Raw genomic sequence first — 17,388 nt, forward strand, 5'->3', positions numbered from 1 at the left:
ACCGGTAGCGACCTTGGGGGCGTCTCGCCGGGCGCGAGTTGGGCCCGTTTCGTGGTGCGGCCCGGCGGGGTCGCTTGTTGCTTCGCCGCTGATCAGTGCGGGTTCGGGTCGCTAGCCGGGTCGCTTGCGCAAGCGAGGTCCGTCGCTTGCGCAAGCGGGCTTTGGCGGGGTGTCAGGGAGGCTGAGACATGGGCTGTCGGGTGGCTTCCTGAAGGAGGTTCGGCGGTGTCGGGGGTGCGCCTCCCTGCCTCCCTGAGGGGGCGTCTGCGCTGATCAGGCAGAGGGAGGCGGGCCAGGGAGGCGGTGAGGGAGTTCTCCCTGCCTCCCTTGGCCGGCGGGATGTGCCTCCCTGCGCTGACGGCCGGACTTCTAGCAACGGGAGGTGACCTCTCCGGGGGTGTATCCGGGCCGGATGACGGTTCCGCGGAAGGGGGTTGCTAGGTGCTAGACCGCAGGCCGGGGGCGGTTTCGGTTGCTAGCCGGGGTGCTAGGTCTAGCAGCGGAGGGTGCTAGACCTAGCAGCCGTTCAGGCCGCGTCTTCGAGGGCGGTCCGTTCGGCTTCCCACGCTCGTACGGCGGCCGGGTTGAAGCGGAGGTAGCGGCCGACGCGGAAGCCGGGCGGTCCGATGCGCTTGCGGCGCCACTGGTAGACGGTCTCGACGCTCGGGAGGCTGAACAGGGTGACCAGGTCTTCGGGGGTGAGGTAGCGGTCCGGCAGGCCGCCGCGCAGAGTGGCGCGCGGGTCGGCCGGTTCGTCGGTGGTGGCCATGGATTTGGTGACTCCTCGTGTCCGTGGCGGGGTGCGTGGGAGTGGTGCCGGTCGCCGTACTAGAGAGTTGGTGTATCGCAGCGTCCGCAGCGCCCTAGCGTCCGCACGGTCGCGTTGCCGCAGGCCAGATGGGGTGAGAGATGCGGACGCTGGTGCGGACGCTGTGGACGCTGGACGGCTCTAGCGTCCGCAGCTTCGACGTGTCCGGGCCGCTGGTGTGCGGCCCGGCCCGGCAGGTGTTCCGGCTACGTCAGGGCTGTTCAGGCGGGGTTCTGCCCTCCCCGAGCGGGGCCGCCTCCGGCCACAGTGGGCCCTGTTCGGGTGCGGACGCTGTCTCGTCCTCGGGTGCCGCACGGGCCAGGGTCAGCAGCTTGTGACGGGTCCGGTCGCGGCTACGCTGCGTGTCGTCCACCGTGATCCCGATGGAGCGGAGCAGCGGGGCGAGGCGCTTGACGCGTCCGCTGGCGCGGGTGGCGTCCTTGGGCCAGTTCGGCGGCCGGACCGGCGGCGCGGGCAGTGCCTCCAAGAGCGCTCCGGCGGTGCCCTGCCAGGTACCGGCCTGGTCGACCAGGTGGGCGATGGCCATCGCGAACAGGTCGCCCTCCAACGCGTCTGTGGCGACGTTCGCCGAGGTCGCGAGGTAGTCCGCGAGGGTGTTCCAGCCCTGGGTTTCGTCGACCGCAGCGAGGACGCGGGCGAAGTCGGCCATGCGCGGCATCGTGTCCAGCCGCACCGACGGCAGGACCGCGAGGACGCAGGCCAGCACGTCGAACAGGGCCCCGAGCACGGCGGGCCGGACGGCCGCGAAGGTGGCGTCCAACTCTTCCTCGGAGCGGCGCCGGTCGTCGTCGATGAGCTGCAAATCGAGCAAGAGGACGCGTTCGGCGAGGTCGCCCGCGAGAGCTCCCGCGTCGATCGTGGTCAGGGCCAGCACCCGCCGGAAGGTCAGCACCACCACGTCGTCATCGGTGTACAGGGCCCGGTCGACGACTCCGTCACCCGTCACGGCCTTGCACAGGGTGTCGGAGAGCCACGGCGGGATGGTGCTGACGTTGTCCAGGCACAGCGCCCATGACGCGAACGCCTGCGTGTTCCAGGCCTTCGGGTCGCGCGGCTGGCTGCGCTTGGCGGCCGGGGACGGGTCGACGAGGTTGATGAACAGTTGTGCCGCCTTGGACTTGCCCGTGCCCTGCTCCCCCTTGCACACGAGGGCCGGGTGCGGGATATCGGGAATCCAGGCCGCGACCAGCCACGCCACCAACTGGTGGAAGGTGGGTGTGTCCATGTTGAGGAGGGCGTGCAGTTTGGCCAGGCCGTCGCCGTCCAGCACGGGCGGGGGCATCGGGGCCATGGCTCCGGAGCGGCGGAAGAGCACCGGGGCCCGGTCGACGACGTTCCAGCCGGTTCCGGTGACGACGACCGTGCGGCCGTCGGTGCTGCCGAGGTCGACCACGACCGCGCCATCCTCAGCGCGTCCTACCCGCAGGTGCACGGGCACCGGGTCGCCGTCTTCGGCGAGGCCTTCCAGGACGGTCATGGCGTCCGCGAGCGCGGACTGTGAGGCGACCTCGCCGGGGTAGGCGTCCGCGAACTGCCGGGCCAGCCGCTGGCGCAACCCGCCCTTGTTCCGCAGTGGGAGTGCGGTGTTGGGGCCGTCCAGGGCGACCGCGTAGGGACGGCCGTCCGGCGAGGTGACGAACCGGTACTGCTCACGCGCCATGGCCACGATCCGCGCGGCAGCGGGAGGCGGCTTGCCCCCACCGTCACCGTGCTCGGGTCGACGCGGCGCCGTACGGGTCGGGTCGACCGTGGCCCGACTCTTGCCGGGGTGGGCGTGCCCGTTGACGGGCCGGTCGGATCGGGTGCTCGTCACGCGAACACCGCCTCTCCGGTCGGGCCCACGCACGACCGCACGGGGCGGGGCGCGCGCAGGCAGTCGGGTCGGATCGAGGGATGGCGCACAGCCGCACGGCAGACCGGTCGGGCCCCGTGGCCGGTGCCGTGACGTTGGGTGTGACGCAGCTCGTCACGCAGGTCACGGGTAGACCGTTCGGCGATCGGGTCGGGCGACCACACCGCCTCAAAGGCCGACTGGTTGGCGTGCGCGAGTCGGGCCAACAGGCGCCAGTCGATCGGGCCAAGGGTCGGCCGACCCGAGTCGGCCGACTGCGTGAGAAGCAGCGCGATCGACAACGGCAACCGGTCGGCCTTGGCGTTGTTGCACGGGGCGCACGCCAGTACCAGGGCGGCGGCCGACCATGTGCGCCACAGCGAGAGGGGCGCCACGTGGTCGAGGGTGGCCTCGCTCAGGTCCGCGAACGGGCGGCGGCAGTAGGCGCACCGCTGCCCGTGACGGCGGGCGAGTTGCTCCTTGCGGACGCGGCGGCGAGTGGAGTTGAGCATCGACTTGTGCGCCACGGCTACCACTCCGCCCGTACCGGCCGCTGCCACATGCCGTCAGGACCGGCCGGCGGGGTCAGCCCAACCAGGTAGCCCCCGCCGTCCAGGCGCACGATGAGCGGCGCGGGCTGTTCCCGGTTCCACTGCACGAGGTTGAAGGCGAAGAGGCGACGGAGGTAGTTGGGCAGTGCCTGCTTGTACAGCCACTCCCGATCCCGGTCGCGGTCGGTCCCGCCCAACTCGCCGGACATGACCGCTCCCAGCCGGATCAGGGTCTCCGTCGGCACGGCCGTAACTCCCTCATGGATGGCGCGGCCCAACAGCATCTTCCGGAGCGGGAGTTGGCGGAAGTCGTCCATGCGGTAGCGGTCCAGGCTGGACAGGTAGACAGCCACACCGACCTCCCCCGCCGTCATCGGCCGGGAACGGGCGCCCTCGTACCAGAACGACAGGGCCAGCCGGTAGGCGAAGCGGCGGCACGCGGCCACCTCCGGCCACTCCACCGGATCGGCGTCCAGGCTCTCGAAGGTGTCGGTCACCTCTGCGATCCCGGCCGGACCGAGCGTGTTCACGGCGGCCGTCAGCGCGGCGTACAGGGCGTCATTGCTCGGCACCGGCAGCGCCAGGTTGTCGGCGCCGGTCTCGAACAGTGCGGCGGCGACCTCGTTCGGGGTCAGTTCCAGCCCGGCCACGGGGACGGTGGGGAAGTCGTCGCCTTCCCGGCGCCGGTCGATCTCCGTGAGGGAGACGACCGGCATCGGGGCAGGCTGCACCTGCGCGTACAGCGCGTCCAGGGTGCTGGTCACGCGACCACCCCGAAGATCCGCGCGATCGTGCGGCGCAGCTTGGGCAGGTACCCGGCGGGCAGCTCCGGGCCCGTGGCCGGGTCGGCGAACATCTCGCGGATGCGCTGCGCCCACGTGGCCACCTCACCGGCGCCGCCGTAGGCCAGGGCGAAGCGCACGGTCTCGGTCACCGCAGCGTCGTCGTCCAGCTCGTCGGGGGTGAGCACGCCCGTTCCGGCGAAGACGACCAGGCCCATCAGTTCATCGGCGGTCGGATGCACGGCAACGCGGATCTCAACCCGCGTCTGCCAGTCCTGCGGCTCGGGACCGCCGAACAGGTCGACCTGCGTGCGCAGACGCGGCGCAGAGACCGGCTCGCCCGGAACCCCGGTCACCTCGGGGAAGAGACCGAGGACGGAGGCGCCGAACAGGTTCGCGATCAGCGGCTTGTAGAAGGTGCCGGGCATGGTCTTGCCGGACTCCCAGCGCTTCCACTGCCGGATCATCGTCTCGTCGTCCGGCAGCGGTTCGGCCGACACCGTCCGCAGCTCACGGACCGCGTCGCCCTGCGACCACTGACGAACCTGCCGAGCGGCAAGGATCTGCTGAGCCCACACGGGCCGCTCGTCAGTCGCTGCCTCGGATGCGAGCGGAGAACCAGCGAGTACAGGCATCATGGGTGTGCCCCTTCGAGGGTCAGGGAGCGGCTATCTGCTTGGCGGTGGAGGCCGCTCCTTGCTGTTTCCTGGCGTTCACCAGGACTTTTCGCGTTCAGTGCACACCGGACAGCGGACTCCGATCGACCGATCCGACCGGCGGGCACATCCCTAAGGTTCCCTAGGGCACCCTATGGTGTCAAGGGGTACAGTAGGCAACGCGTCCGCTGAGGCAAGGGAGACAGAGAGATGTCGGATCAGGCCGACAATCGAGCGCCGTACGCGCAGATTGCCGCCCACTACACGGAGCTGATCACGTCCGGCGAATTGGAACCGGGCACGCTTCTGCCGAGCATCAAGAACCTCGCGCAGGAGTGGAAAGTCAGCACCGCGACCGCCGAAAAGGCGTTGCGGAAGCTCCGTACTGAAGGGCTTGTCAGGGGGATTCACGGCATCGGGACCGAGGTACTGGACCGGCCCTCTCCGATGTCTTCCGGAGCCCAGCGACAGGACCGAGGCCGCCACAGCGGTTCAAGCTGGGGATCCGGCGAACGGTCCGACTCCCACCAAGCCGCAGTGGTGTCGGCCCCCGCAGATGTGGCGCGGGCACTGGATGTCGCAGCCGGTTCGGACGTGATCAGGCGCCGTCGCGTGTATCGCGACCGGCACGGGATCGTCGCGCACTCCACGTCATGGATTCCCACGCGGTACGGGGACTTGATCCCGGCGTTGGCGAAGAGCGAGCGCTTGACTGGCGGAACGTCGCTACAGCTCATCGCGCAGGCCACCGGCCGGCCGATTACCCATCGGATCGACACCGCGTCGGCGCGCCTACTCACGGCCGAGGACGCGCAGCTCTTGGAGTTGAATCCCGCGAGGCCGCCGACGGAGCCGGTAGTCGTGATGACTGCGAAGTTCGTCGACAGCGAGAGCAACGTTGTGGAGTACGGCGTTGACCTCGGGGGTCCTGGCCGCACCTGGCGCACCGAATCGGAAGTCACCCAGTGACGGCCGACGACGACGCCCCACGGCCGTTCTGTGTCCTGATGGCAGGACTCCCCGGCTCAGGCAAGACGACGCTTTCCCGCGCTCTCACAGCCCGCGACTTCGTGAGGCTTTGCCCCGATGAAGAGATGTTCCGCCGACATGGCGTGTACGGGGTCGACTTCCCGCGAGGCGTCTTTCCGACCCTCGAACGCCCGATCCTCGAAGAGATCTCCGGGGAATTGCGCGAGCTGCTCTGGTACGGGCATGACGTGGTGGTCGACCACGGCTTCTGGACACCTGACGACCGCGCCCATTGGCGTTCGATCGCGACCGACGCCGGAGCAAGCACGGTGCTCGTCTACCTGGAAGCGAGCCACGAAGAACTCTGGGCCCGTGTGAGCGAGCGCAATGCGCGGCATGCGGCCGATCCAAACTCGATCTACTTCGCCGAGAGCGACCTGATCCGCTACCGAAACCGCTTCGTTCCTCCGGGGTCAGACGAGCCGCACCTCTTGTACGACGGTGACCCTGATTCGGTGCTGAAGGCACTGGACGAAGCCGCTCAGCAGGACAAGGGATAGAAGGTGCGGCCTACGGCCGCGCGACCTTTGGCAGCGCGCTGCGCTCGCGCGCGACGATCGGCGCCGGGGCAGGGCGCCGTTGTGCTCGCTGCGGCGGCTGCTCTGCGCAAGCAAGAGGAGCACGGCGCGGCGTGGTGCTCCTCTTGCTTGCGCAAGCGCTGAAGAGACCACCCTGGCGCGGGCGGGGGTGGCCTCTTCAGCGCTTGCGCCCCGCAGCGTCCGCTAGCGTCCGCAACCGATCCTCCCCTAAGAGCGGCCCTGAGCTGCGCAAACGCACTCTTAGTAACAGAGCGTGTCCGGACGCTGCGGACGCTAGCGGACGCTAAACATTTTGTTTAGCGTCCGCAGGAACAGTGCAGGTCAGACGGGGTGCGCGATGCCCGGCGGACGCTGCGGACGCTATTTTCCTCAAATCTCTAGTAAGAGAGAGAAGGAAGGCTCTTCAGGAAGGGGCAGGATCGCGGTGCAAACGCCCACCCGCCCCCACCTGAAGAGCCGTGGTGAGCCACACAGAACGGGACGGGCCCGGCGGCATTCACCCGCATCTACGGCCTGCCCCTTGGAAGGCCTACAGGGCGGCCTTTACCGGCGGGGCGGTCGAGGTTGCCCCATAGGTACAGGCCGCCCTCACTCGCGCTCAGGACGGCCTTCCAAGGGGGGACGGCGCTGGCCCAAACGACGGCCCCCGCGCGAGCGCAGCGAGCCGCCAAGGAGTGTGCGGCCGTAGGCCGTTCCTTCTCGCTCTCCCCCGCGACGGACCGACAGCCGGGCACTCACGGCCCGGCCCGATAGCGATCTAGCGGCGCTCCTCCCAGAGGCGCCGTACGGCCCGTTTCCGGGGTCTGCCCAGATGGCTCGCTAACCACTAACATGCTGGTCATCGGCGGTTTTGGCCGCTATCAGTGCCGCTATCGTTAGCACCCCCTGCCGCTATCGATAGCGGCAGACCGGGCCCGAGTGCTGGGCCCTCTGTGGGCCCTCCGAGGACGACAGACAGCGACAGGTAACGACCAACAACGACCGCCCGACCGCAGGTCAGTTGGGGACGTGACCCCCTGACCAGGGCCGAAAAACGGGCCCGCCAGACCCAGGGCAAGAAGAAGTAGGTTCCATGATCCAAGTTCCGTGATCATGCCCCCGACCTGCGCACGCGGCGCTGGTCGGGGGCATTTTCATGGTCGGGTTCGCGGCGGTCCGCGCAAGGAGTTGGCCGGCAGCCGGTGATTCCAACAACCCCCGGAGAAGCCGGAGTTAAGTGTTGGGGCGGGTCGGCGATCATGTACAACCACCCGCCCGTCCTCTCTGTCTGACGCGGGTGAAGTCACCACTCGGTTCACTAACTCGGTGCACCAACCGGGTTCGCCAACCGGTTCGCCAACTGTGGGGGGAAACCACACCATGCGCAGACGCACCACCGTCGCCGTCGTGACCGCCGCTGCCCTCAGCGCCGCCCTGGCCGTCACCATTCTCGCCCTTCCGGCCGCCGGTGCGGCTGGCCAGGACGACTCGGCCACGGCGTTCTGGAACATCGACGTCAACCACAACCTCGACTACACCGTCGGTGTCGAGGCCGCGAAGAAGAGGGTGTTCTCGGTTTCCGCGACGGTCAGTGATCCGTCCGGTGTCAAGAGCGTGTCGTACGAGCTGTGGCACGGAGAGGAGCGGGCCAAGGCCGACGGGGTCATGGTCGGGGCCGCCCAGTGCCACAAGCTCAACGAGTTCACCTCGTACTGCGAGGCCCTCGTGACCGCCGACCCGAACGTCAACCTCCGTAGCAACGCCCTCGCCGGTCTCTGGTACATGACCCCCGTGGCCGTCGACGGCGCCGGCGACGTCACCCACGGGGAAGGCATCTACTTCGCACGCGTCGAGCGCCAGACCTCCCTGTCCCAGACCGTCGTCACCCCGGACCCGGTGAAGAAGGGCAGGAACATCACGGTCAAGGCCCAGATGACGGTGGCCAGTTGGGAGCAGAAGAAGAACGTGCCCCTCATCGGGCACCAGGTGCTGCTCCAGTACCGCAAGGGCACGAGCGGCCCCTTCGTCACCCTGAAGAAGCTGAAGACCGACCGGAACGGCTGGGCCACGGCCACCGTGAAGGCGACGGCGGACGGCGCGTACCGCTACGACTTCGCGGGCACGAGCCTCACCCAGCCGACGACCGGCTCCGCCGACTACGTCGACGTGAAGTGACCCCGGACCGTTGAACCCGGCCCGCTGCCCCTTGCCCGCTGACGCCTGACCCCTGCCCCCTGACGTCTGACCGTTGAAGTGCCCGTCCCCTGCCCGCGCCATCGGTGGGCGGGGGACGTCACGGTCAAGGAGTCGGGAAGCCCGGCGGCGGCTGCCACTGCCTCGTCTCTGCCCTCGTCTCCACTCGCGTCTCCGCCCGCGCTCCCGCCTCACGGAGCGCCGCGACCGCCGTCTCGGCGTCCGCCTGCGGTACGCCGTCGAGTACTACGGCCGGAATCTCCGTCACCAGCACTTTGCTGCGCCAGAGTCCGAGCCCCGTCAACCGGCGTACGACCTGGGCGACATCGAGCATCCGGGCGCCCGGGTCGGTGACCACCACGTCGTAGTCCACGTGGTCGCAGACCAACTCGAAGTACTCGGTGTGCTCGGTGTGTTCGACGTACTCGGTGTGCTCAGTCACCATCGCTCGCCCCGGAGATCCACAGCTTCAGCTTCCCAACTCCCCCGCCCGCGCGCCACCATGGCGTCGCAGGAACTCAGAGGCAGGGGGTGCCATGGGGATGGGGAACAAAGAGACGGAACAGGCCGCGATCACACACGTGTTGGCCTTGGAACGGGCCGCCGGGCGCGAGCCCAGGGATGTTCGCACGTCAGGCCTGCCGTACGACGTCGACAGCGCGCCCCGCATGATCGAGGTGAAGGCGTTCAGCCGGTCGGCGCGCAGCGAGCCGGTGCCGTTGGAGCACCGGCAAGTCGTGGCCGCCCAGGCGAATCCCGAGCGTTTCTACCTCTACGTGGTGGACAACCTCGCCGGCCTCGACGGGGCCGAGGTCGGCGTACGCGTTCTGCACGGCGAGGTGCTCCGGGCGATGATCGAGCGCTCCCAGCCACAGGTGACTTACTGGCCCACCTTCAGGGCGGCGGAGTACGACGAGGCCGAGCGGCTGGGGCACTGAGCAACCGCTGCGTCAGGGCGACGAACACATCCTTGGCAGGAAGCCCGTCCCCCTGTCACGACCAAGCCGTGGACGACCTCCCGAAAGTCATGTGGTGGCTGGATGTCCTCTCCGACCTGATGGGTCCGCCGGTCAACGTCCTGTTGCTGGTGGTGGGGATCCAGACCTACCGCGACGGAGGCTCCATCGGCTGGCCCGTCGGGGGACTGGTGCTGCTCCTGATCAGCCTCTACACGCTCGGGCGTCGGCTCGCCCGGTATCGGAAACGGGCGGCGACGTCGTCGACTTCGGCGTCGTCCTCGTCGTAACTCCGGCCGTGGCTGGATATTTCTCGCCATTACGTAGATACGGGATGTGACCGAGCGGGAGGATGAACGCACGGCGCGACCCGCTCGCCCTGTGGGCCTGCCGTCGCCGTCGTCCATACGCACTCTCGGGGGGAAGAGCACCCATGGCGAACCAGTACCCCGGCCCACCGCCGGAACAGCCGCCCGGACAGAACCCGTACGGCACTCCGCCCGGCACTCCGCCCGGCACTCCGCCCGGGACTCCGTCCACCGGCCCCTACGGCGAGGGCGGTTACGGCTACCCCACGGTCCCCGCAACCCCCACCTACGGCTACCCGCAAGCCGTACCGCAGCCGCAACCCCAGCTGTACCCACAACAGCAGCCCCAGCCCCAACCCGCCTTCGGCGCACCGCTGTTGACCCTCGGCGACATCGCGGTCAACGGTGACACCATCGTGAGTCCGGCCGGGCCGATGCCGCTCAGAGGCGCGGTGTGGACGGCCACCGACATGTCACGCACGGAGGAACGGATCCCGCCGCACGCGATCGTGCTGGCGATTCTGTTCTTCCTGCTCTGCTTCATCGGGCTGCTGTTCCTCCTGATGAAGGAACGCGTCACCACCGGCTTCGTGCAGGTCAGCGTGAACAGCGGGGGTCGGCACCACTCCACGATGATCCCGGTGCAGTCGCGCGACCAGGTCGTCTACGTGCTCAACCAGGTCACTTACGCCCAGTCCATCAGCGTGTGAACCGTGTGAACCGCGTCAACAGGAGGACGGCCCAGGCGTGTTGTGCCTGGGCCGTCTCAGGTTGGGTCAGCGCCGGCTGGCCCGCGCCAGCGCCGGTACGAACCGCAGCGCGTCCACCGTGCCCACGCCCGTCGCCATGTCGTAGCCGTTGACCGCGGTGTAACCGGTCACGCCCGCATACGAGTTGTTCGTGCCGTCGTTCACGTCGACGATGCCGTTGCCCTTGGCGCCGTGCTTCGCGAGCGCGTACAGCGCCGAGTTGATGTTGCCCACCCGGTGCCCCGCCGCCTGGTCCGCGAGGGCGACGATGCCGGAGAAGAGCGGGCTGGCCTCGCTCGTGCCGCCGTAGACGTCCCAGCCGACGGCCGTCGGGTCGAAGCTGGAGTACGTCCACGCGCCGCCGTTGACCGCGGCGGCCATCGAGACGTCGGGGGTGGCGCGTTGGGTGCCGACGATGCTCTTCACGCCGTTCTGGAACGACGGGCGGGCGAACACGTGGGACTGGCCGCCGCCGCCCGCGCCGTAGTCGTTGTAGACGCTGTCCGGGGTGACGCGGTCGCCCTTGTCGTTCAGGTGGAGCTGCGTGCCGCCGATCGACGTGACCAACGGGTCCGAGGAGGGCCAGGAGTTGACGGGCTTGTCGTAGAAGGCGGAGCCGTCCGCGTTGTAGTCGGTGGCGCCGCCGTCGCCGGAGGAGGCGAGGACGGTCACGTGCTTGCGGTTGGCGGCCTCGAAGGCGTAGCGCAGCTTCTTGATGCTGGAGAAGTTCCCCTGGTCGAAGCCGGGGAAGGTGTTCTCGGTCGCGCCGAAGCTCTGCGTGATGACGTCGCCGACGCCGTGGTCGATCAGGTACTTCTCGGCGTTCATCATCTCCGGCAGACCGGTCACGCCCTCGGTCTCGGCGACGGCCGTCTCCACCAGCACGATCTTCGCGTCGGGCGCGACCGCGTGCGCCATCTCGACGTCCAGCGTGGTCTCGCCGGCCCAGCCGGTCATGTCCGCGTTCGTGGGGTCGAAGACCGGGACCTTGCCCCACTTGACGACATTCACCTTGGCGCTGTGCATGCCGAACTGCTTGCTGTACGTGTCGAGATCGTGCTGGATCGTCGGCGAGCCGAACGAGTCGACGATGACGATCGTCCGCCCCTTGCCCGTAATGCCCTTCTTGTAAAGCGAGTTGAGGTTGTACGCGGTGCGGTACTGCAACGGGCTGTAGCAGGCGATCTGCCACTTGGCCTCGCACTGCGCGCTGGTGAGCGGGGTCGGCACGTCGCGCGCGAGGGTGTGTCCGGTGATGGCCGGGATCGCCTTCGTCTGCGGTACGGCGGCGGGCGCGGCGCCGGCGACACCGCCCAGCGGCGCGGTCGCCAGCGCGGCGACGGCGAGGCCGGCGGTGGCGGCCGTGGCGGCGGCCATGTTCAGTCTCGTGCGGGCTATGCGCATGAATCCCCCCTGAGTGCTGCGGAGTCCGCCCGGCCGTCAGCCGGACGAAGAGGTCTCCGCGCATCTCATCGAGTGAGACATGCACAGGACAAGACTGTTGAACTGTCGATGCCGAACCCTTTGCCCAAACAGCACCAAAGGCTCGAACGCCCCTGCCGATCCGACCTGTTGACACCGGATGCGACCTGTTGACCGAGGCTGCGGAACCGGCCTGTCGACGGACGCTGCAGACCCGGCCTGTCGACTCAGGCCGCGGACCCGGCCCCCGCCCCGGCCAGCCGCCGGAACGCCTCGGTCGTGCCGGGGTGCGCGATCTCGTCCAGCAGGTGCCGCCACTCGGGGTCGCCCGTGGCGGGGTGCGCCAGGTCCCACGCGGCCAGCAGCGGCGCGAGGGCGTTCTCGCCGGGGACCGTGGTGGAGCCTGCGTTCGTGAACTGCGGCGATTCCATGGGACGTTCCTTCCAGGCGGACGGGCGGGCGATCGGCTCTCGTTGTCTGGCTTCTACGATGCCTCCGCCCACCTACAGGAACCATGGAGCGCCCCACCCGACCGGAGGTAGGGCTGACCGCACCCCCGATCCGGTGGAACGCCGGCCGTCAGATCGAGTACGGCACCGCGTGCACCTCGTCCGCCCGGTGCCCCGCGCGCTCGTGGACACGCTGGACCGCCTCGGGCGACGGCGCCTCCGACAGGCAGTAGACGGTCCCGGTCTCGGGGTCCGCCCAGGCCCGCTCGAAGTGGACGCCCTCGTCCTTCTCCACGGCGAGATCCGCCTTGTGGGCCTCCATCAACTGGTCGGCCGTGATGCCCTTCATTCCGTGGTGTACGTCCATGTACTGAGCCATGTCCGCGCACCTCCTTCCCTTCCGAGTCTCCCCTCCATGCTGCGCCCGTACGGCGTCCCCGGCTACCGTGCGGAACGATCAAGGGGAGGGGCGAGGGTCACCCGTTCGGGCGCGCGGGGCGTGCCCTGCGTGACGCCCTCGTCCGGGCCCGCCGGAGTGAGCACGGCGAAGGGGCCCGGTGCCGTGAAGCACCCGGGCCCCTTCGACGGAATCAAGGGCTCTGTACGTCGGTCAGCCGCACTGGCACGGATTGCCGGACTGGCACCCGCACCCGCAGCCCGAGCCGCAGCCGCAGGCGCCGAAGAGCGGAAGGCTCTTGATCTCGGCGGGCTGCTGCGTCTCGCGCTCCTGCGTCGGGTCCGGCGTCGTGGCGGGGGATTCGGCCATGGGTCCTCCTAGAGGCTGGTGCCTGTGCCCATTGGATGCCCGCTTCGCCGGGCGCATCAACGGCGCATTGAGGCTTCCCCGCAAGCCCCCCGGGCCGGAGGCCCACACCTCCCAGTCCCGCTCCCAGCCCCCTCTACAGGCCGGGCCAATTCCTAACCACTCACAGGCCAAGGCAGCGGTTAGTTTTTCCCCGGCCTGCAACGCCCCCCACCAGGCAGACGCAGGCGTTCGGGGCGGGGGCACCTGGGCCAGGGGCTGTGCCCTCTTGCTCCGGCCGGAGGCCTGAGCCGGGTCCCCTACGTCGTCGCGCCCCCGCCGAAGGCCTACGCGCCCTCCGCCCCCGTGACCGGCTGGATGTCCGGCTGGAGTTCGTCCGCGTGCTCTCCCGTCACCAGGAACACCACGCGCTTGGCGACCGACACCGCGTGGTCGGCGAAGCGCTCGTAGTAGCGGCCGAGCAGGGTCACGTCGACCGCGGTCTCGATGCCGTGCTTCCACTTGTCGTCCAGCAGGTGCTGGAAGAGCGTGCGGTGGAGGAGGTCCATCGCGTCGTCGTCCTGCTCCAGCTGGAGCGCGAGGTCGACGTCCTTCGTGATGATGACCTCGGCCGCCTTGGCCATCAGGCGCTGGGCGAGCTGGCCCATCTCCAGGATGGTCGCGTGCAGGTCGTGCGGAACCGCGCGCTCCGGGAAACGGAGCCGGGCGAGCTTCGCCACGTGCTGGGCGAGGTCGCCGGAGCGCTCCAGGTCGGCCGACATGCGCAGCGACGTGACGACGATGCGCAGGTCCGTCGCCACCGGCTGCTGCCGGGCCAGCAGGGCTATGGCCCGGGCTTCGAGGTCGTGCTGGAGGTCGTCGACCTTCTTGTCGGCCTCGATGACGCTCTCGGCCAGCTTCAGGTCGGAGTCCAGGATGGCCGTCGTGGCGCGTCCGATCGCCGACCCGGTCAGCCGGGCCATCTCCACCAGACCGTCACCGATCGAGTCAAGTTCCTCGTGGTACGCGTCCCGCATCAGGGTTCCCTCTCCTACGTTTGCTTCGGGGGTCAAGGGGGCTCAGGGGGCCCGGGCCCGTCTGCGTGTCCAAATACCGGCCCTTCCACCCCACGCTCCCACGTTCCCTCTCCTACGCGACGGTTTCCGCCAACCCAAATGAACCAATACTGGCTCCAAGGTGAACTCTGGGCGACGAGTGTTCGAGGTCGCACTCCGATGGCTGTGGCCAGGAGGTATCCCATGCCTAACCTGGGGGCATGGACGTGAACGCGGCGGTCGCCGCAGCGGCAGCGATCGCCGGGGTGCTCACCGGCGTCATCGCCATGCTGGCGTTCCGCTGGAGCGAACGCGACCAGAAGCGACCGACCAGGACCTCCCTGCATACGGACCCGGTGCTTCCGCCGGGTGTGGACACCGTCCTCTCGGTGCTCCGCTCCTCGGCCGTCGTCCTCGACGAGGCGGACGCCGTGGTCAAGGCCAGCTCGGCGGCGTACGCCCTGGGACTGGTCCGCGGCGGGAAACTCTCCGTCGACCCCATGCTCAAGATGGCCCGGGACACCCGCCGCGACGGCGAGATACGCCAGGTCGAGCTGGATCTGCCCCGGCGCGGCACCGGCCGCGGGGAGGCCCTCGCGGTCTCCGCCCGGGTGGCGCCGCTCGGCTCCCGGCTCGTCCTGCTCCTCGTGGAGGACCTCACCGAGGCCCGCCGTATCGAGGCCGTACGACGTGACTTCGTGGCGAATGTCAGCCACGAACTGAAGACCCCGGTCGGCGCGCTCTCCCTCCTCTCGGAGGCGGTCATGGACGCCTCCGACGATCCTGAGGCGGTGGAGCGTTTCGCCGGCAGGATGCAGATCGAGGCCACGCGCCTGACCAATCTCGTGCAGGAGCTCATCGACCTGTCACGGGTCCAGAACGACGACCCCCTCGAAGACGCCGAACCCGTCCGCGTCGACGAACTCGTCGCCGAGGCCATCGACCGCTGCCGGCACCAGGCCGGCACCAAGCAGATCACCATGGCCGCCGGCGGCACCGCCGACCTGCACGTCTACGGGAACCGGGGCCAGCTGGCCGCCGCCCTCGGAAACCTGGTCGAGAACGCCGTCAACTACTCGCCCGCCCGCACCCGCGTCGGCATAGCCGCCCGCCGGGTCTCCGCGGGCGGCGGCGACCACATCGAGGTCGCCGTGACCGACCAGGGCATCGGCATCTCCGAGAAGGACAAGGAGCGCGTGTTCGAGCGCTTCTACCGTGTCGACCCGGCCCGCTCACGGGCCACCGGCGGTACGGGTCTCGGACTGGCGATCGTCAAGCACGTGGCCGCCTCGCACGGCGGGGAGGTCACGGTGTGGAGCTCCGAGGGACAGGGCTCCACGTTCACCCTGAGGCTGCCGGAGGCGGGTGCGGCCCGAGATCGTGCCCACCAGCACCCCGACCTCGACGACGAGGTCGAGGAGTCCCCTGAACCATCCCCGTACGAACCGCTTCCCGCCCCGGAGGTCCTTCCGTGACCCGAGTGCTTGTCGTCGAGGACGAGGAGTCCTTCTCCGACGCCCTGTCGTACATGCTCCGCAAGGAGGGCTTCGAGGTCGCCATCGCGACCACCGGGCCCGACGGACTCGACGAGTTCGAGCGCAACGGCGCTGATCTCGTCCTGCTCGACCTGATGCTGCCGGGCCTCCCCGGCACGGAGGTCTGCCGCCAGCTGCGCGGCCGCTCCAACGTCCCCGTCATCATGGTGACGGCCAAGGACAGCGAGATCGACAAGGTCGTAGGCCTGGAAATAGGAGCCGATGACTACGTCACCAAGCCCTTCTCGTCCCGTGAGCTCGTCGCCCGTATCCGGGCCGTCCTGCGCCGCCGCGGCGAGCCCGAGGAGGTCACCCCCGCCGCCCTCGAGGCAGGTCCGGTCCGCATGGACGTGGATCGCCACGTGGTCACGGTCTCCGGCTCCAAGGTCGACCTGCCCCTCAAGGAGTTCGACCTGCTGGAGATGCTCCTGCGCAACGCGGGCCGCGTACTGACCCGCATGCAGCTCATCGACCGCGTCTGGGGCGCCGACTACGTCGGCGACACCAAGACCCTGGACGTCCACGTCAAACGCCTCCGCGCCAAGATCGAACCAGACCCGGGCGCGCCGCGTTACCTGGTGACGGTGCGCGGCCTGGGCTACAAGTTCGAGCCGTAAACCGAACCGCGGGCCTGACGGGCTCTACGGCGAAGGGCGGGACCTCTCCGTGAGGTCCCGCCCTTCGCCGTACGCGTACGACTGCTGTTGCTACGGCCGCTCAGCCGGTCGTGGTGCCCGTCTCCGTGGCCGTCGCGCTCGCGGAGGCCGAGTCGGTCGGGGTGGCCGACGTGCTCTTGCCCGGCTTCGGCGAGGCGGAGCCGGTCGCGGTGGAGCCCGCGGCCGGCGTCGAGGGGATCGAGGTCGGGCCCCACTTGGTGAAGTAGCTGTCGGCCGGGACGACGAACGCGCTCAGGCTCACGCCACCGGTCGTGCTGAAGGTGAAGGTGACCTTCTGGGCGTTGCCGTCCGTGATGCCGGCGGGGTCGGACAGCGCCGCGGAGGCGTTGCCCTTGCCGCCCAGGACGAGCGAACCGCCGGCCGGGACGACCAGCTTGCCCTTGCCCTTCGCGGGGGTGAGCGTGACGCTGCCCGCGCCGTCGACGCTGACGGAGTCCAGGGTCTGGGCCTTGATGCCGGTGTTGAACAGGGTCGCGGCGATCACCGCCGGGCCCGCGGCCTCGGAACCGGACTCGGTGAGGGGCTGGGTGATGACGAGTGCGTTCTGCACCTTGATGTCGCCGACGGAGACGGCCGCGTTGTCCGGCTTGACCTCCAGCGTCTGGGCGTCGTTGCCGGCACCGCACGCGGCGAGGGAGGCGATCGAGAACGCGATGGTGGCGGCGGCGAGGGCGCCGCGTCGAAGGCTGCTGCTCACGGCGGCGGCTACTCCTTGAACGTGGGCGGAGCAGGGCGACTCCTGAATAAAGCCGCCCTAAGTGTCTGTCAGCGGCCTTAGGTTACCGAGCCGTTCCCGCACCACCGCACCCGACCCTCCCTCAACCGGGTACCCGTGTGCCTCAAGTGACTCGCGGGTCACTTGCGGCCGACACTCGTCCGGCATTCACATAAGCAGCTCAGACGTCTGTCGGCGGATTTTCGGTGAAGAATGCACGGCACCTCGGATAATTGATCACCGGGATCTCGGCGGGCTTCGGTGATCAATTCCGGATTCGCCTCGCACCGGGCTCCGGCCACCGAACGGAGTAGCGGAAGTCGAGCACTTGGAACCAGACATTTGGGGACGTTCGTCCGCTTGGGGGCGCCTCCGGATGTGTGTAACGTAC

20 protein-coding genes are annotated in these 17,388 nt (G+C 69.2%); 8 read left to right on the forward strand and 12 right to left on the reverse strand.

Going from position 1 to position 17,388, the window contains the following annotated elements:
* Positions 1 to 526: 526 nt before the first annotated feature.
* The 5 genes from OG714_RS27865 to OG714_RS27885 all read right to left on the reverse strand — a co-directional run bounded on the left by OG714_RS27865 (position 527) and on the right by OG714_RS27885 (position 4,571).
* A complete protein-coding gene (locus OG714_RS27865) occupies positions 527 to 769 on the reverse strand; it encodes a helix-turn-helix transcriptional regulator (protein ID WP_406124986.1) in 243 nt (80 codons plus the stop codon).
* 250 nt (positions 770 to 1,019) lie between these two features.
* Positions 1,020 to 2,642, reverse strand: a complete 1,623-nt coding sequence (locus OG714_RS27870; protein ID WP_406124988.1) for an ATP-binding protein — start codon at positions 2,640 to 2,642, stop codon at positions 1,020 to 1,022.
* Complete coding sequence (locus OG714_RS27875) at positions 2,639 to 3,187, reverse strand: HNH endonuclease (RefSeq protein ID WP_406124990.1); 549 nt, start codon at positions 3,185 to 3,187, stop codon at positions 2,639 to 2,641. Before OG714_RS27875 ends, OG714_RS27870 begins: the two co-directional genes overlap by 4 nt.
* Before the next feature lie 2 nt (positions 3,188 to 3,189).
* Positions 3,190 to 3,975, reverse strand: coding sequence for a hypothetical protein (locus tag OG714_RS27880; RefSeq protein WP_406124992.1), 786 nt, complete (start codon positions 3,973 to 3,975; stop codon positions 3,190 to 3,192).
* Complete coding sequence (locus OG714_RS27885) at positions 3,972 to 4,571, reverse strand: hypothetical protein (RefSeq protein ID WP_406124994.1); 600 nt, start codon at positions 4,569 to 4,571, stop codon at positions 3,972 to 3,974. The genes OG714_RS27880 and OG714_RS27885 overlap by 4 nt, the downstream gene beginning before the upstream one ends.
* A gap of 288 nt (positions 4,572 to 4,859) precedes the next feature.
* Here OG714_RS27885 and OG714_RS27890 point away from each other — a divergent pair, with 288 nt between their 5' ends.
* From OG714_RS27890 to OG714_RS27900, 3 genes are all read left to right on the forward strand, one after another.
* Positions 4,860 to 5,618 (forward strand): GntR family transcriptional regulator, encoded by a 759-nt coding sequence (locus OG714_RS27890; protein ID WP_406124996.1) that lies wholly within the window; start codon positions 4,860 to 4,862, stop codon positions 5,616 to 5,618.
* Entirely contained in the window at positions 5,615 to 6,178 is a 564-nt protein-coding gene (locus OG714_RS27895) for an AAA family ATPase (RefSeq protein ID WP_406124998.1), read from the forward strand. The genes OG714_RS27890 and OG714_RS27895 overlap by 4 nt, the downstream gene beginning before the upstream one ends.
* 1,398 nt (positions 6,179 to 7,576) lie before the next feature.
* Positions 7,577 to 8,371 (forward strand): hypothetical protein, encoded by a 795-nt coding sequence (locus OG714_RS27900; RefSeq protein ID WP_406125000.1) that lies wholly within the window; start codon positions 7,577 to 7,579, stop codon positions 8,369 to 8,371.
* Between the two features lie 124 nt (positions 8,372 to 8,495).
* On the opposite strand, the gene OG714_RS27905 is transcribed toward OG714_RS27900, so the two are convergent.
* Positions 8,496 to 8,834, reverse strand: a complete 339-nt coding sequence (locus OG714_RS27905; RefSeq protein ID WP_406125002.1) for a ribosomal protein L7/L12 — start codon at positions 8,832 to 8,834, stop codon at positions 8,496 to 8,498.
* Between the two features lie 97 nt (positions 8,835 to 8,931).
* On the opposite strand from OG714_RS27905, the gene OG714_RS27910 reads away from it, so the two are divergent.
* The 3 genes from OG714_RS27910 (at position 8,932) to OG714_RS27920 (ending at position 10,363) form a co-directional block, all read left to right on the forward strand.
* Entirely contained in the window at positions 8,932 to 9,327 is a 396-nt protein-coding gene (locus OG714_RS27910; protein WP_406125004.1) for a DUF3883 domain-containing protein, read from the forward strand.
* Between the two features lie 68 nt (positions 9,328 to 9,395).
* Positions 9,396 to 9,635 (forward strand): hypothetical protein, encoded by a 240-nt coding sequence (locus OG714_RS27915; protein WP_406125006.1) that lies wholly within the window; start codon positions 9,396 to 9,398, stop codon positions 9,633 to 9,635.
* A 143-nt stretch (positions 9,636 to 9,778) separates the two neighbouring features.
* Positions 9,779 to 10,363, forward strand: coding sequence for a hypothetical protein (locus OG714_RS27920; protein WP_406125008.1), 585 nt, complete (start codon positions 9,779 to 9,781; stop codon positions 10,361 to 10,363).
* A 66-nt stretch (positions 10,364 to 10,429) separates the two neighbouring features.
* Here the strand turns inward: OG714_RS27920 and OG714_RS27925 are convergent, their stop codons facing one another.
* The 5 genes from OG714_RS27925 to phoU form a co-directional block, all read right to left on the reverse strand.
* A complete protein-coding gene (locus tag OG714_RS27925) occupies positions 10,430 to 11,806 on the reverse strand; it encodes a S8 family serine peptidase (protein ID WP_406125010.1) in 1,377 nt (458 codons plus the stop codon).
* A 245-nt stretch (positions 11,807 to 12,051) separates the two neighbouring features.
* Positions 12,052 to 12,255 carry a hypothetical protein gene (locus OG714_RS27930; RefSeq protein ID WP_406125012.1) on the reverse strand — a complete coding sequence of 68 codons (204 nt, stop codon included), beginning with the start codon at positions 12,253 to 12,255 and terminating at the stop codon, positions 12,052 to 12,054.
* Positions 12,256 to 12,403: 148 nt separating this feature from the next.
* Complete coding sequence (locus tag OG714_RS27935; protein ID WP_327403109.1) at positions 12,404 to 12,652, reverse strand: SCO4226 family nickel-binding protein; 249 nt, start codon at positions 12,650 to 12,652, stop codon at positions 12,404 to 12,406.
* 231 nt (positions 12,653 to 12,883) lie between these two features.
* On the reverse strand, positions 12,884 to 13,039 hold the full coding sequence (locus tag OG714_RS27940) for a hypothetical protein (RefSeq protein WP_019062518.1): 156 nt from the start codon (positions 13,037 to 13,039) through the stop codon (positions 12,884 to 12,886).
* A gap of 323 nt (positions 13,040 to 13,362) precedes the next feature.
* Positions 13,363 to 14,052 (reverse strand): phosphate signaling complex protein PhoU, encoded by a 690-nt coding sequence (gene phoU / locus OG714_RS27945; RefSeq protein ID WP_266858549.1) that lies wholly within the window; start codon positions 14,050 to 14,052, stop codon positions 13,363 to 13,365.
* Positions 14,053 to 14,291: 239 nt separating this feature from the next.
* On the opposite strand from phoU, the gene OG714_RS27950 reads away from it, so the two are divergent.
* Both OG714_RS27950 and OG714_RS27955 read left to right on the forward strand, forming a co-directional pair.
* A complete protein-coding gene (locus OG714_RS27950) occupies positions 14,292 to 15,545 on the forward strand; it encodes a sensor histidine kinase (protein WP_406125015.1) in 1,254 nt (417 codons plus the stop codon).
* Positions 15,542 to 16,222 carry a response regulator transcription factor gene (locus tag OG714_RS27955; protein ID WP_009340348.1) on the forward strand — a complete coding sequence of 227 codons (681 nt, stop codon included), beginning with the start codon at positions 15,542 to 15,544 and terminating at the stop codon, positions 16,220 to 16,222. Before OG714_RS27950 ends, OG714_RS27955 begins: the two co-directional genes overlap by 4 nt.
* A gap of 100 nt (positions 16,223 to 16,322) precedes the next feature.
* Here OG714_RS27955 and OG714_RS27960 read toward each other — a convergent pair whose 3' ends face one another.
* Positions 16,323 to 16,979, reverse strand: coding sequence for a DUF461 domain-containing protein (locus tag OG714_RS27960; RefSeq protein ID WP_406125018.1), 657 nt, complete (start codon positions 16,977 to 16,979; stop codon positions 16,323 to 16,325).
* Positions 16,980 to 17,388 lie beyond the last annotated feature (409 nt).

It is taken from the genome of Streptomyces sp. NBC_00989 (assembly GCF_045162655.1).
In the GTDB taxonomy this organism is placed as follows: Bacteria; Actinomycetota; Actinomycetes; order Streptomycetales; family Streptomycetaceae; genus Streptomyces.

What these genes read in the sequence shown, in the direction of transcription:
- OG714_RS27910 (WP_406125004.1), top strand. Translation starts at nt 8,932, where the DNA reads ATGGGGAACAAAGAGACGGAACAGGCCGCGATCACACACGTGTTGGCC.
- OG714_RS27865 (WP_406124986.1), bottom strand. Translation starts at nt 769, where the DNA reads ATGGCCACCACCGACGAACCGGCCGACCCGCGCGCCACTCTGCGCGGC.
- OG714_RS27950 (WP_406125015.1), top strand. Translation starts at nt 14,292, where the DNA reads ATGGACGTGAACGCGGCGGTCGCCGCAGCGGCAGCGATCGCCGGGGTG.
- OG714_RS27930 (WP_406125012.1), bottom strand. Translation starts at nt 12,255, where the DNA reads ATGGAATCGCCGCAGTTCACGAACGCAGGCTCCACCACGGTCCCCGGC.
- OG714_RS27920 (WP_406125008.1), top strand. Translation starts at nt 9,779, where the DNA reads ATGGCGAACCAGTACCCCGGCCCACCGCCGGAACAGCCGCCCGGACAG.
- OG714_RS27940 (WP_019062518.1), bottom strand. Translation starts at nt 13,039, where the DNA reads ATGGCCGAATCCCCCGCCACGACGCCGGACCCGACGCAGGAGCGCGAG.
- OG714_RS27935 (WP_327403109.1), bottom strand. Translation starts at nt 12,652, where the DNA reads ATGGCTCAGTACATGGACGTACACCACGGAATGAAGGGCATCACGGCC.
- OG714_RS27925 (WP_406125010.1), bottom strand. Translation starts at nt 11,806, where the DNA reads ATGCGCATAGCCCGCACGAGACTGAACATGGCCGCCGCCACGGCCGCC.
- phoU (WP_266858549.1), bottom strand. Translation starts at nt 14,052, where the DNA reads ATGCGGGACGCGTACCACGAGGAACTTGACTCGATCGGTGACGGTCTG.
- OG714_RS27905 (WP_406125002.1), bottom strand. Translation starts at nt 8,834, where the DNA reads ATGGTGACTGAGCACACCGAGTACGTCGAACACACCGAGCACACCGAG.
- OG714_RS27890 (WP_406124996.1), top strand. Translation starts at nt 4,860, where the DNA reads ATGTCGGATCAGGCCGACAATCGAGCGCCGTACGCGCAGATTGCCGCC.
- OG714_RS27900 (WP_406125000.1), top strand. Translation starts at nt 7,577, where the DNA reads ATGCGCAGACGCACCACCGTCGCCGTCGTGACCGCCGCTGCCCTCAGC.